General features: G+C 58.7%; 11 protein-coding genes. 3 read left to right on the top strand and 8 right to left on the bottom strand.

Annotated features, from left to right (window positions below):
• Positions 1-33: 33 nt before the first annotated feature.
• From NKJ80_RS10205 to NKJ80_RS10230, 6 genes are read right to left on the bottom strand one after another with little or no spacing between them, the layout of a single operon-like run.
• Positions 34-1,293: a polysaccharide biosynthesis/export family protein gene (locus NKJ80_RS10205; RefSeq protein ID WP_023697137.1), complete on the bottom strand. Its 1,260-nt coding sequence runs from the start codon at positions 1,291-1,293 to the stop codon at positions 34-36.
• Entirely contained in the window at positions 1,280-2,557 is a 1,278-nt protein-coding gene (locus tag NKJ80_RS10210) for a hypothetical protein (RefSeq protein ID WP_023697136.1), read from the bottom strand. The genes NKJ80_RS10205 and NKJ80_RS10210 overlap by 14 nt, the downstream gene beginning before the upstream one ends.
• Positions 2,554-3,558 carry an SDR family NAD(P)-dependent oxidoreductase gene (locus NKJ80_RS10215; RefSeq protein ID WP_023681044.1) on the bottom strand — a complete coding sequence of 335 codons (1,005 nt, stop codon included), beginning with the start codon at positions 3,556-3,558 and terminating at the stop codon, positions 2,554-2,556. Before NKJ80_RS10215 ends, NKJ80_RS10210 begins: the two co-directional genes overlap by 4 nt.
• A gap of 44 nt (positions 3,559-3,602) precedes the next feature.
• The gene (locus NKJ80_RS10220; protein ID WP_023681043.1) at positions 3,603-4,277 is read right to left on the bottom strand and encodes a sugar transferase; all 675 of its coding nucleotides are present in this window, start codon (positions 4,275-4,277) and stop codon (positions 3,603-3,605) included.
• The gene (locus NKJ80_RS10225; protein WP_023689783.1) at positions 4,274-5,425 is read right to left on the bottom strand and encodes a DegT/DnrJ/EryC1/StrS family aminotransferase; all 1,152 of its coding nucleotides are present in this window, start codon (positions 5,423-5,425) and stop codon (positions 4,274-4,276) included. The genes NKJ80_RS10220 and NKJ80_RS10225 overlap by 4 nt, the downstream gene beginning before the upstream one ends.
• Positions 5,426-5,474: 49 nt before the next feature.
• Complete coding sequence (locus tag NKJ80_RS10230; protein WP_023681041.1) at positions 5,475-6,203, bottom strand: nucleotidyltransferase family protein; 729 nt, start codon at positions 6,201-6,203, stop codon at positions 5,475-5,477.
• 632 nt (positions 6,204-6,835) lie between these two features.
• Here NKJ80_RS10230 and NKJ80_RS10235 point away from each other — a divergent pair.
• Positions 6,836-7,513, top strand: coding sequence for a LuxR C-terminal-related transcriptional regulator (locus tag NKJ80_RS10235; protein WP_023670902.1), 678 nt, complete (start codon positions 6,836-6,838; stop codon positions 7,511-7,513).
• A gap of 101 nt (positions 7,514-7,614) precedes the next feature.
• On the opposite strand, the gene NKJ80_RS10240 is transcribed toward NKJ80_RS10235, so the two are convergent.
• A complete protein-coding gene (locus tag NKJ80_RS10240; RefSeq protein WP_352497517.1) occupies positions 7,615-9,333 on the bottom strand; it encodes a sensor histidine kinase in 1,719 nt (572 codons plus the stop codon).
• Positions 9,334-9,587: 254 nt separating this feature from the next.
• Between NKJ80_RS10240 and NKJ80_RS10245 the strand changes: the two genes are divergently transcribed.
• Both NKJ80_RS10245 and NKJ80_RS10250 read left to right on the top strand, forming a co-directional pair.
• On the top strand, positions 9,588-10,265 hold the full coding sequence (locus NKJ80_RS10245) for a helix-turn-helix transcriptional regulator (RefSeq protein WP_023689781.1): 678 nt from the start codon (positions 9,588-9,590) through the stop codon (positions 10,263-10,265).
• A 159-nt stretch (positions 10,266-10,424) separates the two neighbouring features.
• Positions 10,425-11,561, top strand: coding sequence for an NAD-dependent epimerase/dehydratase family protein (locus NKJ80_RS10250; protein ID WP_352497518.1), 1,137 nt, complete (start codon positions 10,425-10,427; stop codon positions 11,559-11,561).
• A 49-nt stretch (positions 11,562-11,610) separates the two neighbouring features.
• Here the strand turns inward: NKJ80_RS10250 and NKJ80_RS10255 are convergent, their stop codons facing one another.
• Positions 11,611-12,816 (bottom strand): acyltransferase family protein, encoded by a 1,206-nt coding sequence (locus NKJ80_RS10255; RefSeq protein ID WP_352497519.1) that lies wholly within the window; start codon positions 12,814-12,816, stop codon positions 11,611-11,613.
• Between the last annotated feature and the right edge of the window lie 105 nt (positions 12,817-12,921).

Below are 12,921 nucleotides of genomic sequence, written 5' to 3' on the forward strand. Positions count from 1 at the left end.
ACAGTAAGCTCCGCACGGACTGCGGCTGACGCCCTATTGGACCGCCACACTTTGCAGTTCACTGCTGAATCTGGCTTCGACAGTATCCCCCGGCAGCACAATCGCATCTTCGTCAACCAACAGCTTGCGCCATTCATTGCCGATCTTGCGCACGATGGTCACCTGGGCCCGTACCGTTTCGCCGGCAATCGGCAATGGCTGTGTGGATGCTCCAGTCGGCTGCAGCTTCTCGCTGGCGGCATGGAGCCTGGCGGTGACATCCGCTAGCCGAGCGTTGGTGTCCTTCAGATCCGTCAGCAAGCCAATCCTTCTTTGATTGTCGTTGCGTTCGTGCTGTCTGACAAAGTCCTCCTGCTGGCGCCGCGCCCTCATCAGCTCGACCGAGGTTTGAAGCGCGCCGCTTGAAGACAGAAGCAACGCGCGCCTGACATCCGCGAGCCGGGTGTTGGTCAGATTGCCTGCATCGAATGCCTTCGTCACTCGCGCCAAATCTTGCTCATCCGCCTTCACGCTCTCGCCCTCGACTTGCTCGCGTTTCTGCAAAACGTCAATTTGCTCGGCAGCGTCCGTCCGGCCCTTCTCCAGAAAATCCTGTTCCTGCCGGAAATCACTCAGCGCAACCTTCAGCGCCTCTGCTTCAGCCTGTGCCATCGCGGCTACAACGCTCGGCGAAAGAGGTGATCCCTGTGGTGTCTTCTTGTCGAAATCCGCCTGGCCCTGAAGCTCGGCGCGAATGCGGGCGGCGTGAAGGTATTCTTTCGTGTAATCTCCCCAGAGCATTTCGTAATCGCGCTTGAGATCAACCGGATCAGGCCCGGCCTGGCCTGCCCGTGATCGCAAAAGACTGAAGCCGCCGGAAACGGCCAGCGCCTGCCGTACAGTCATGAGCGGACGGTAGGCCTGTTGTCCTGGGGTGAGCACATCGCCCGTTACATAGATCGGGCGATAGTCCGCTATGATTGCTGTGACATCGTCGGGCTCGACAGTAACTGTCTGCTCCCGCCCGTCAGTCAGACGCACGTGAAAAATCTTGCTTGGCAAGAGCTCTTGCATTCGCCTTTGCAATTGAGACGCCGTCAGGCCTGCGACCATGATCATCCCCGCCTCCGGAAGGGCGATATTGCCATCCATCTGGACTACGGCGCGCTGCGTCCGATCAGGGATCGGCGCTATTCCTATCTCGACCGTATCGCCAGGTGAGAGTTGATAGGGCTCGACCTCGCCTGCGCAAGCCATCGAGGTTAGCGACATCATCACGACTGCGCCAAGAACGTATCGTCTACTGAAGGTCATTTGCGACAATCTCCTTCCGGTCGAACACCGGCTTCAAAGGCCATTCAACACGAGTAACGAAATCGTATACCGGGCCACCGGGCACGCCCCAGTTGCTGGACCAGACCACCTGGGTGCCGTCTGGAGACGGAGAGGCATGCGTCTCGCTCCAGTAGTCGAAGGGCGCGTTGTGCGTGTCTGCGACACGGCGGACCTCTCCACTGCCGTCTAGACACAGCGCAATGACTTGCTGAGCGTAAGGCGCCCAATCCGGGTGCTGCGATAGTTCGGCTGGCGCGCCGCCATAACTCAGAAACACCCAGCCGGGCCTGCCGAGCGACCTGAGTGACGCATGCATGGCCTCGCCATATTTCATCAGCGAGGTAGCCTTGCCATCAGCCAAGCGGCGCTTGATCACCTGATATTTGTCAGGATCCGATTTGCTGATCCCGACATAGATTTCGCTTCCGTCGGAATCGACCGTCATGTCGCCATGGCCTGGTCGATGGTGCTCCATCCACTTCTGGCGCAATATGCCGTCTATGGAGAAGACGAAACTCGCTTCGATTCCGTCCGGTAATTGCTGGGAACACAATATGTTGATTCCGAGTGGTGAGATCGAGCAGGAGCCGGTTGTTCCCGGGAATTCGGCAAGATCGATATCGGGGAATTTCTGCCGTAGCTTTAGATCGTAGCCAAAGACCACCGCTCTGCCGTCATTGTTCGTTGCACGCACCGCAATCCGGCTGCCGTCGCGGCTCGGATTGCCTTTGTTGGGTCCAAATTTGAGGTTGGAGTACGCTGCGGAGGCAAACACGACGTCCTCATGATCGGTACGTGGCGCCCATGTCGCAATCTGCCGGCCCCCGACGCAGATCATCAACTCGGGATCAGTGGGATGCCATTCGCATTCGGTAGCGCGGTTGCGGTGGAACAAAGGCAAGTAGGTTTGTCCGTCGAGAAAGCACAGGCCACCGCAACCATTGGCGATCAGGAGCAGGCTCTGGTCGGCATTCCAAGCCTGTGCGCTTGAGTAACGGTGGGTGCAGTACTTCTTCCCGCATACACCTGCCCGGCCGAGAACGCCCGGTCTGGTGATCCGTGCGAAAACCATGCCAGACCAAGGATCCCTTGTTTCGTGCACATAGCCCGGCAGGTTGTCCACAACCGCTGTGGCCGCCGCCTCCGCTGCCTTGCTTTGACGGCCGCCGGCAACGTAGATGTTGGGAGATATGGCACCGGCAGCCAGCAACAGCGCCAACGCATGACGGCCGCCCAGGGTCATGTCATGTAACCCACTTCGCGCCGTACCCGGCCTTCACTAAGGCGCTCGCGCCACCACGTGATTGTTCGCTCCAGCCCATCGCGCAGGCTGGTCTGTGTCCGCCATCCAGTCTCACGTTCAAAGCGCGAGGAATCGGCGAGCAAGGCGCGAACTTCGGAATTTTGCGGCCTCAGGCGGCTTTCATCACGACGGACCGGCTTTTTGCAATCGGTCAACTCAAGAACAATGGCCAATACGTCCGAGACGGTCGCAGCGCGTTGGCTGCCAGCGTTGTACGCGTGGCCGAACTCGAGCTGGGCGAGACCTGCGGTCAGGAACGCTGTCGCGGTGTCTTCGACATAGGTCAGGTCGCGGATCGGGCTGGTATCCCCGACCATGATCGCAGGACATTTCGGGTCGAGGACTTGCCGGATAATGGTCGGCACGATGGCGCGCTCACTCTGGCGCGGGCCATACGTGTTGAAGGGTCGCATGATGACCACAGGGACATCGAACGACCTGGCGTAGGACTCCGCCATCATGTCGGCGCCGATTTTGGATGCCGAATATGGTGACTGTCCCTGCAGGGGGTGTGTTTCGCCGATCGGCATGGTTTGGGCAGTTCCATAGACCTCGCTCGTCGAGGTATGGATCACCCGCTCCGTCTCCCATAGGCGCGCCGCTTCGAGGACATTCACCGTGCCTAAGATGTTGGTTTCCACATAGGACTGGGCAGCGGCGTAGGAGTATGGAATCGCAATAAGCGCCGCCAGATGAAAAACCGCGGCTTGGCCGCGCATGATCCGGTTAAGGAACGCACTGTCGCGGACGTCACCACGGACGAGCCTCAACTGGCTGCGGATGGTGTCCGGCAGATCGTCTAGCCATCCATGGCTGTCAAAGGAATTGTAAAGGGCAAGGGCTGTGACATCTGCCCCGTTGCGAACAAGCGCCTCCGTGACATGCGAACCGATGAATCCGTCCGCGCCGGTCACCAGGACTTTCTTTCCATTGTAGCTCATCACTGCGCATTCTCTTGGCTGTTTGGAACGCTTCCCTTGGATATTCAAACGTCGATCGGCGGTACCGGAACCCAACCGACCACTGCCAGCACTCCCCGCACCATCCACGCGAGGTCGGAGACGATGGTGCGTCGCGGATAATATGAGAGGTCCAGTGTTGCCTTGGCGGGGAACATGACCTCCCGGTAGAACACGATCGGATCCACGGATTGGGGGAAGTAATGTGCTTCGTGCCGAAAAACGACCTGGGCTGGACCCAGCAGGCCTGGCTTGTATTGCAGCACGGCCCTAAGCTCGCCCCGGAAACAATCGGCGAAAGCTAGGCTCTCGGGTCGTGGACCGACGATCGCCATTTCGCCTTTGAGGACATTCCACAGCTGCGGTAATTCGTCCAGCTTCGTCGCTGCGAGAAAGCGGCCAACGGTGGTCATGCGTGTATCGCCCACGACCGTCAGCGCAAGGCCTTGAGAGCCGCAGTTCACACCGAATTTGCGAAATTTGTACATGCGGAAGGTTCGGCCGCCGGCCCCGATGCGGGTCTGAGCGAACAAGATCGAGCCACCGCCCTCGAGCAGAAGCGCTCCGGCGATCAGCAGCATCAATGGCGCCAATGCGACGGTAGCGATGCCCGCCACCGCAAGATCGATTGCGCGTCTCGCAAAGCCGTGATCAGGATTTGGAACGAACATCCGGTGAAAGGCAGGGTCTAACGCATTCATGCAGCAGTTCCTCTTTGGGCGCCTGCTTTGAGCGCGCCTGTTTTGAGCGCGGCTGCCAGGGCAGCCACGACTGATTCGGCGGCGGCGGAAGTGACCTGGGGGTGCAGCGGAATTGTGAGCTCTCGCTGAGCGAAATCCTCTGTGTGGGGCAAACTCACGCCGGGAAGGCGCTCGCGGTAGAACGTCATTTGGTGCACCGGCGGGTAGTGGATGGTGGTTTGTATGCCCTGTGTCCGCAACTCGTCGATGACATCCTGCCGGCTCACGTAGCGCGGCAGGACGATCGGCATGATGTGGTAAGCCGACGTCCGGGGTTCGCTGAATGGAATGACAATAGCTGGGCAACGGTCCGCGATCAGGCGTCGGTACAAGACAGCTATGATACGCCTGATTTCGTTCCACTCTTGCAGGTTCTGCAGCTGAACCAGGCCTATTGCCGCTCGCATCTCGTCCATTCGGTAGTTGAACCCAAGCATCGTGACATCATATTGCGGCGTACGACTGTTCAGCCGCTGATGCGTCCCCGTGGTCATTCCGTGCCCGCGGGCCAGGCGAACCCTGTCGAGCAGATCGGGGTCACGTGCAATCACGGCGCCCCCTTCGGCCGTTGTCATGTTCTTGTTGCCATAGAAGCTGAACGCGGCCGCGGCGCCGAAGGTCCCGACTTCCCTAAGCCCGGGCGCGTGCGCAGCGTCCTCGATGATATGCAGCCCGCGAAGCCGGGCGAACCGCTGCCATTGTTCCCGATCGGCGAGATACCCGGCGAAGTGAACGAGAATGACCGCTTTCGTGCGCGTCGTGCACCGCGCTTCGGCTTCCGCAACCGAGATCAACGGCACGTCGACGGACTCGATGTCGACGAAGACCGGCGTCGCCCCTACATACAGCACCGCATTCGCCGTCGCCACGAACGTCAGCGAAGGAACCAGTACTTCGTCGCCAGGGCCGATGCCCAAAGCATGGAGGAGAAGATGGAGCGCTGCGGTGCAGGAACCAACCGCGACGCAATCTCGCGCGCCATGCATGCTGGCAAAGGCCTGTTCGAACTCTCGTACCCTGTCCCCCATCGTAAGCCAGCCGCTATCAATCACCTGCGACAGGGCTGCCTTCTCTGGCACGCCTAGGATCGGGGCGCTCACCAAGAGCATCTTGACCTCCTGAAAGCCTTGTTAGTGGCTAGACCTCTGCATCAGACTTTCATGCGGCTGCAGCGGCAGCCGCGACCTCGATTGAGGACGACTGATCTTCCCAGGCAATTGCCTGTGCATTCTGGAAGTCATCGACACGACCGATGTCGAGCCAAAGACCGTCATGCTTGTAAACATGCACGGTCGTGCCGCCCTGCATCATCTGCAGCATCAGGTCATCGAACCCAAATGGGATCCCGGACGGAATGAACCGCAGGACATCTGGGTTCATGCAGTAAATCCCCATGCTGACGAGATGGGAAAGCGTCGGCTTTTCCCGGAAGAGCTGGACGGTATTGTCGATCTCGTCGATGACCCCGAAGTCCATCTTGATATGACGGCACGCCGTGGCGATCGTAACGGGATCCCTATGCAAGCGGTGCGCGGCTACAAACCGGCTCAGGCTTAGATCTGTGAGGACATCGCCGTTCAGAACGACAAATGTTTCGTTCAGTTCATCCCTAATCAGAGAGAGAGGTCCGACGGTGCCGAGTGGCTCCATTTCCTGGGTATATTTGATCTTCAAGTTCCATTGCGATCCGTCGCCGCAGACGCTCCGGATCAAATGTCCTAGATACCCTGTCGTAATATATACCTCTTCAATGCCGTTGCGCCGCAGCCACTTCAAAAGCAACTCAAGAACAGGCCTGGCCCCTATCGGCATTAATGGTTTCGGCAGGACCGATGTAAACGGTCGAAGGCGCGTACCCATCCCACCACATTGAATCACCGCTTTCATTCGATCCTCCTGATCTGCAGTTGGCTTTGTTCGGGATCGGTGTTCCATTGTCCGGCCAGGGCACACCCTCAAATCCGGCCAAACCTCGGCGGCAATCCGAACATCATATGCGAAAAGGTATGTGACAGCCGGGGCGGCTGTCGTCGTGCATTCGAATGGTAGGGATTCAAAACGTTCAAGGTATTAGATGGCCACGAGATCAACAGCCTACAGAAGCGCGATTGGGCACTGATCATGACGCCGATAAAACGAAAACAGTTGCTTTCAAGAAAGCTGCGATCCGCCAGGGCCGGACCGGCCTACAGGTCCGGCGACAGCGGGTGGCGACATAACAGATGCCACATGATTACGATGGTCCTGAACAGCTGGCTTGGACCCAGAGATGGGAAACCGGCATCGTTTTGCGGACAGGCACCGCACGCCAGGGTTAAAAATCTATGGATGAGCTTCGCAATTTAGTATTATATTAGACGTTCTGGATGTGCGTGGATGGGACGCTGCGGACATCACTGTGATGCGTTGACCAGTGGATGGCCGCCATTTAGGACCACCACGGATTGTCGATCATAGGCGAATGGGAGGTTCCAGCGGGTTTTCTCGTCGGGAACCGAGTAACGCGTTGGGGTAGTTGCATGGCTCGGATCGTCATTGCCGACGATCACGGCTTATATCGGCGTGGTCTCCGGCTGGCACTCATGGCTGGAATTCCAAGCGCCGAAATATTCGAAGCTTCGTGTTTCGATGCCGCGGTCAATCTTCTAGAGGAGCAGGCGTCCATCGATCTTGCGATCCTCGATCTGAACATGCCTGGGCTGTTCCATCAGGAAGTGCTCAGCGACTTTATGGCTGCCTATCCTGACACTCGCTTTGCGATCGTTTCCGGGGATGATTCCCGCTCGGAGATACTGACCGCGCTTTCGATCGGACTTCACGGGTATATCGTCAAATCGCAGAGCGACGAAGAAGTCGTGCTGGCTGTAAACGAAATCCTCGCTGGCCGGATCTATGTGCCATCTCTGCTATCTCGAACGTCTGCCGACCAGAGATCGCATGCCCCCCCACCTCCGGTTCAAAATCCCAGCCGCCGGCACGAGGGCTCGGGCGACGTCGCTAGGCTGACGTCTAGACAGAAGGACGTCCTCAAGCTGATGGCAGAGGGGTACTCGAATAAGGAGATTGCCCGTAATCTGGACATTGCCGAGGCGACAACGAAAATCCATGCCGCAGCCGTGCTGCGTGAGCTTGGGGTTAGAAACCGTACCGAAGCAGCTGTGTTGCTCCAAAGCTGGCTGACGAGACAGGCGAGTTGACGTATGCCCCTCGAACCGGCCCGAGTTTGCTTGCAGGAAATCGCAGCAAAGGGCCCACACCATCGGTTAATTGGCCAATTCGGCTTCGACTTGTAGGGGCTCTATTGCAATCCAAATTCCTCAATTTCTTTGCGCGATACACGCAGCGAATATCGAACGCCATCTTCGGTTATTTCCATATTCGGGGAATGCCCGACAAGCGGCGTGCTGTCCACACCGATTATCAGTGACCCGAACCCGCGGCGTACGACTTTTGAACTCTTCCGTCGGCCCGATTCCACCCAATCGAACACGAGGTCGTCACCTTCGTCCTCGGATGCAAATCGCCACTTAACTTCGACCTTGCCATTTGGGTCACCCAGCGCACCATGTTTCACCGAGTTTGTCGTCAACTCGTGAAGGATCATCGCCAAGCCCTCGGCGGCGCCGCTTGGCACAGTGAGGGAAGGTCCACTGATCGTAATGTCGCGTGTCTCCTTGAAGGGCTGCAATTCCCGGTCCACGAGTTCATGGAGCATCCCTGACAGGTTGGCATGACGAGAAAGGATGCGATGGGTCGCCTCCAGTGTTCGAATCCAATCGATCAACATCTCCTTGTATTTGGCAACATCATTGTCGGGAATATCGATCATGTTGACCAGAGCTCTAATCACTGGAAACACATTGCTGAACCGATGGCGCTCTTCGCGCATTATGCGCTCGCGTCTCTTTACGGCGGCGCGAAGCAAAGTTGTTTGTCGACGTTCGGTCAGATCCGCCGCCACCCCGATGCGCATTTTGCGGTCGCCGTGCTCTTCCTGCCGTCCACGCAATGCAATCCAGCGTGTGTGACCATCCACTTGCCGGACGCGAATCTCGACGTCAAAGTTCAATGCCGATGAAGGCTTTGCCGAGGCGGACAACTTCGGCCAGTCGACGGGATGGATTACGGCCGAGAGTTCTTCCAAGCGGCGGACTGGGGCCGGAGGCAGACCAAGGATGTCCCAGAACTTGCCGGAGCCGGCGACTGTCCCATCCTCAATGTCTATTTGCCATGTGCCCAGGCGCCCGGCAGATACGGCGAGATCGAGCCATTCCTTCTGAGCCCGAAGGGCCTCGCGTGCCGCTTGTCGCTCGGAAATATCGTCAACCACCACGAATACGCTCTCATTTGGCGCCTCGTCCGGCCGCGACGAAGACAGGGCCAGGTGAGCCCAAAATGCCGTGCCATCCTTGCGCAAAACGCGGATATCCGTCGCCGACGCGGTCCCATTGCCCAAATCTTGCAAAAGTTTCCGCACAGTACCTCGATCGTCGGGGAAAATGAGTTCCTCCAGCTCCAGTTGGGCAAGTTCCTTGTGCGCGTAGCCGGTCATCTCCAAAAGCCGTCTGTTCGACTGCAGCAGTTCGCCATGGCGATTGGTATTAGCAAAGCCCAAGGCGGCAGCATCGATGGCAGCGAGCCTCGCTTCTGCCACCCTGAGCGCGCCGTGCAGATCTTGTCGCAGGCGGTGGAACACGGTTGCGATCAGGCTACCCGAACCCAGAAGGAAGACGGCCCCGGTCCAGTCTCGACCAGTGAGGTGACCGTCCAACAGGTGTCGCATCCACAAGCCGGCGACCGCCATCAGAAGCGTTGCTGCGATGGCAACAAAACGGCCCTCAAGATACACGATGACAACGGTTATGGGGATAAACGCAACAAGCGGCAACGGCTGGCCGCCATATACCGTACCTATCGCCTCGAATGCTATCGATGCTGCAAACACCAAAAGCGAAGCTAGATGAGCCCACGTAGTGCTCGACACATTCGATTTGAGCCAGCGCAGGTCCGAACCCATGCGCAAAGACTACAACTTTCGGTCTAGTCCGTCGAGACTAGGCCGAAGGGGTGGCACCTAATCCCAATGCCCGATTGCCATGACTTTGCCGGCGAATAAAATCATGGTGTCAGGAGCGCTCTTCAGAAAGATATATCCAAGAGACGCTGCGAAAAAACCATTCGCAGATTTCTCGCAGTATGTGGAAATTCAAGTTGAAGCAGCAACTTCATCAGATTTGATTTGCGTCAGTAGCAATGGGTTGGGTGGAAGCGATGACACTGATTGAAACGCGAAACGATGCGCTTGCAGGCAGGCAATACATTGTATTGAACGATACCCGCCACGAAAGGCCGATAAGCCTTGTGGACCGACCGGACGCAAGGGTCGGCGGATCTCGACGACGCAGCCTGGAATCCATCACCGGCATGCTTGATCGTATGGGTTGCGGCTATCTCGTCCTGGACCGAGACAAGAAAGTAATAGAATGGAACGCTGCCGCTCGGGACACCCTCGCACGCCAGGGCGAAGCAACTGATACAGCCGTCGAGCTTGCTGCCGGGTTGAGGCGGCTGGTCGCGAATGTTCCGGTCCACCTCCAGCCGGGCTCACTCTCATGGGTAGTGATCCACAGCAGAGGCGACAGGCCGGTGACCATGAACGAGACGGGCGTCGTTACACCGGACGGGACAACCGTCGTCGCATTGCTGGACCGGGATAACAAATCGGCGGCCAACCCTCGCACGTTGCAAAGGATGTTCGGTTTGACCAGCGCGGAAACGCAGTTGGCGCTACGCCTCGCCCATGGCGACGCGCCCCTGGAGATCGCCCGTAGCTGGCATCTCAGTCGCACGACTATTCGCTCTCAGCTCGCCTCGCTGTTCGCCAAGACCGACACGAGGCGTCAGGCGGAACTAGTGGCTCTTTTGGGGCGCATTTCGGTTTTGCCATGAGAAATCGACTGCTGTCTGCATCCGCTTTGATTCAGACAGCGGCGGCCCGCATTGAGCGCGCTGTCGCGTAGATCACAAGGCCGGCGGCGCCATTTCCGATCGTTCAAGCGCTGCCGAGATAGCGCGGAACGCGGAACCTGGAAACGGGAGTGACTTGCCATGGCCGAAGCAGATTCGAAGGTCAACAAGCTGGCGGATATCGTTCACGCGCTGCAGGATGGTGCTGCGTCGAACCTTACGCACACGGGGCCGATCATCGTCACGGGCGCCGCTGGGTTCATCGGATTTCATGTTGCGTCACGCCTTTTGCGGCTCGGCGCCGAGGTCATCGGCGTCGACAACTTCACGCCTTACTACGACCTGAAGCTGAAGGAGGCGCGATTTACACGGCTCTGCGCCGAGCCGAGGTTCACGCCGAAGCGCTTCGACCTGGCGGAACGGTCGCTGGTGAAAGCGCTGTTCTGCGAATTCCAGCCATCGCACTTCGTGCATCTGGCCGCCCAGGCCGGGGTGCGTCATTCGCTCGTCGACCCGCATGCCTATGTGGAGTCAAACATAGTCGCATTTCTCAACGTTCTGGAGGGCTGCCGACACGCGGGCGTTAGCCATCTCGTTTATGCCTCGTCGAGCTCCGTATATGGCGCCAATCGACGCATACCCTTTTCCGAGCATCATGGTGCCAATCATCCGGTGAGCTTCTACGCCGCCACCAAGGCCGCCAACGAATGCATGGCGCATTCCTACAGCCATCTGTTCGGCTTCCCCGTAACCGGACTGCGCTTCTTCACCGTCTATGGCCCCTGGGGCAGGCCCGACATGGCAGTCTATACTTTCACCCATGCCATCGCCGAGGGCCGAACGATCGAAATCGCCAATGCCGGGCGCGTATGGCGGGATTTCACCTATATCGACGACATCGTAGAGGGGGTTGTTCGCGTGCTCGCCAAACCACCGTGTCAGGATCCCGGTTGGGACGGTCGCGCTGCCGATCCTGCCACCAGTTCGGCGCCATATAGGCTCTACAATATCGGCAATGATCGGCCGGAAGAAATCAACCATCTGATCGCGCTCATCGAGACGGCCCTTGGTCGCCGCGCCCTTCGCGTCAACGTACCTTTACCACCAGGTGACGTCCTGGAAACCCGCGCCGATGTCAGGGACCTCCGCCGCGCCGTTGGCTTCGCACCGGCGACAACACTGGAGGACGGCGTGCAACGTTTCGTGGAATGGTATCGGGAATTCCATGCATGCCCCGTCGGACAGGTGCGACCAACCGGCCTTACGGCAACGGCATAGTGAGCACAACAGCGGCATTTCCTTGGTGTGGCAGGGTCGCGGCTCGCCTTCAATCTGTCTTGGGATACGCCGGCAATGGAAGGGACCCAAGCTGCCGTCCTGTGCCGTGCCCGACCCCCAAAAGGCGCCGCGCATAGCGGGTGAGCGGCTTCTCGAACAGACGGTGGATGATAAATGCCACGCCCAGGGTGATCGCCAAGGCGGAACCGATGAAGGCCCACGGGCCGAGCACAAAGATCAAGCCTGTACGCCAGAACAATATGCGCATGGCGCGGATCACGAATGGATGCATGAGGTAAAGAGCGTATGACGCATCGCCAACGCCAGCGGCCCACCTCGCCGCCAGGCTGTCATGCCTCAGTTTACCCGGGGGTGCCAAGGCAGCACTCCAAACAATTAGAGACGCCGGGATGCCATACACAACAGAGCGACCAAAGCCGGCCGAGATATCAGGAAACGCCGCCGCAAGCATCAGGGCACCCAGTCCCGTTGCGGCCATACAGGCCCTGATTGGGCCGGAAGGCCGCAGGCCCGAGGCGCACATGACCCCGATCATCGCGCCGAAAGCGAATTCGAGGATGATCGGATTGGTCCAGAAACCCCAAGGCTCTGGCAAAGGAGCCGCAAGAGCGCCCAAGAGCACCATCCCAACCAGGATCGTGAGCAGGACCGTAACTGCCCACCGCATGGGCAGCACGATCGTCGCCGTGAACAGCACGTAAAACAGCATCTCATAATTGAGCGTCCAACCCAACTCGTAGACCGGCTGAACGACGCCGTCAGGGCGACTGGCCGGAACGAATAAGTAGGATTCGACTACAAACCTGAAATCGACGTAGCTCTGGTTGAGAAGATTTGGGGCGGCCACCGCTACCGCAATGTAGAGCGAGGTGAGCGCCCAATATAGCGGGACAATTCGCGCGATCCGGCGGGAAATGAAGAGACGCGCGCCCCCGGGCTTTGCGAACAGCTGTCGCGACGTATGCACCATGATAAGCCCGGAAATCACGAAGAAAATATCGACTCCAGCGCTCCATGGTATCGGATTCCAGCTCTGAAAGGTGCGGCCGGCCTGTAATTCCAGGGTGGCCGCATCATGCTGGGCGTGTCGCAGCGCGACCGAACTAGCCGCGAGGGCGCGCAGGACCTGGACCTGGGTGAGGGTTTCGCGTTGGCTGCGCTCGACAGGCGTCGATCTCTCCGAGCGACGGCGCACTGCAGGCGCCGAGGCGCTCGCCATTCGGGCTTGTTCCATGGATGCTCCGCAGATTGTGAGCACACCGTGGTGCACCTCCGAAACTGATGCATCCTTCAAATGACGGACACCGCCCGCAAAGTATCGGCTGCCCGCGGGGACGCG

This window comes from Mesorhizobium sp. M0030, from assembly GCF_040323695.1.
Lineage (GTDB): Bacteria > Pseudomonadota > Alphaproteobacteria > Rhizobiales > Rhizobiaceae > Mesorhizobium.

What these genes read in the sequence shown, in the direction of transcription:
- NKJ80_RS10240 (WP_352497517.1), bottom strand. Translation starts at nt 9,333, where the DNA reads ATGGGTTCGGACCTGCGCTGGCTCAAATCGAATGTGTCGAGCACTACG.
- NKJ80_RS10205 (WP_023697137.1), bottom strand. Translation starts at nt 1,293, where the DNA reads ATGACCTTCAGTAGACGATACGTTCTTGGCGCAGTCGTGATGATGTCG.
- NKJ80_RS10235 (WP_023670902.1), top strand. Translation starts at nt 6,836, where the DNA reads ATGGCTCGGATCGTCATTGCCGACGATCACGGCTTATATCGGCGTGGT.
- NKJ80_RS10215 (WP_023681044.1), bottom strand. Translation starts at nt 3,558, where the DNA reads ATGAGCTACAATGGAAAGAAAGTCCTGGTGACCGGCGCGGACGGATTC.
- NKJ80_RS10220 (WP_023681043.1), bottom strand. Translation starts at nt 4,277, where the DNA reads ATGAATGCGTTAGACCCTGCCTTTCACCGGATGTTCGTTCCAAATCCT.
- NKJ80_RS10230 (WP_023681041.1), bottom strand. Translation starts at nt 6,203, where the DNA reads ATGAAAGCGGTGATTCAATGTGGTGGGATGGGTACGCGCCTTCGACCG.
- NKJ80_RS10250 (WP_352497518.1), top strand. Translation starts at nt 10,425, where the DNA reads ATGGCCGAAGCAGATTCGAAGGTCAACAAGCTGGCGGATATCGTTCAC.
- NKJ80_RS10210 (WP_023697136.1), bottom strand. Translation starts at nt 2,557, where the DNA reads ATGACCCTGGGCGGCCGTCATGCGTTGGCGCTGTTGCTGGCTGCCGGT.
- NKJ80_RS10225 (WP_023689783.1), bottom strand. Translation starts at nt 5,425, where the DNA reads ATGCTCTTGGTGAGCGCCCCGATCCTAGGCGTGCCAGAGAAGGCAGCC.
- NKJ80_RS10245 (WP_023689781.1), top strand. Translation starts at nt 9,588, where the DNA reads ATGACACTGATTGAAACGCGAAACGATGCGCTTGCAGGCAGGCAATAC.
- NKJ80_RS10255 (WP_352497519.1), bottom strand. Translation starts at nt 12,816, where the DNA reads ATGGAACAAGCCCGAATGGCGAGCGCCTCGGCGCCTGCAGTGCGCCGT.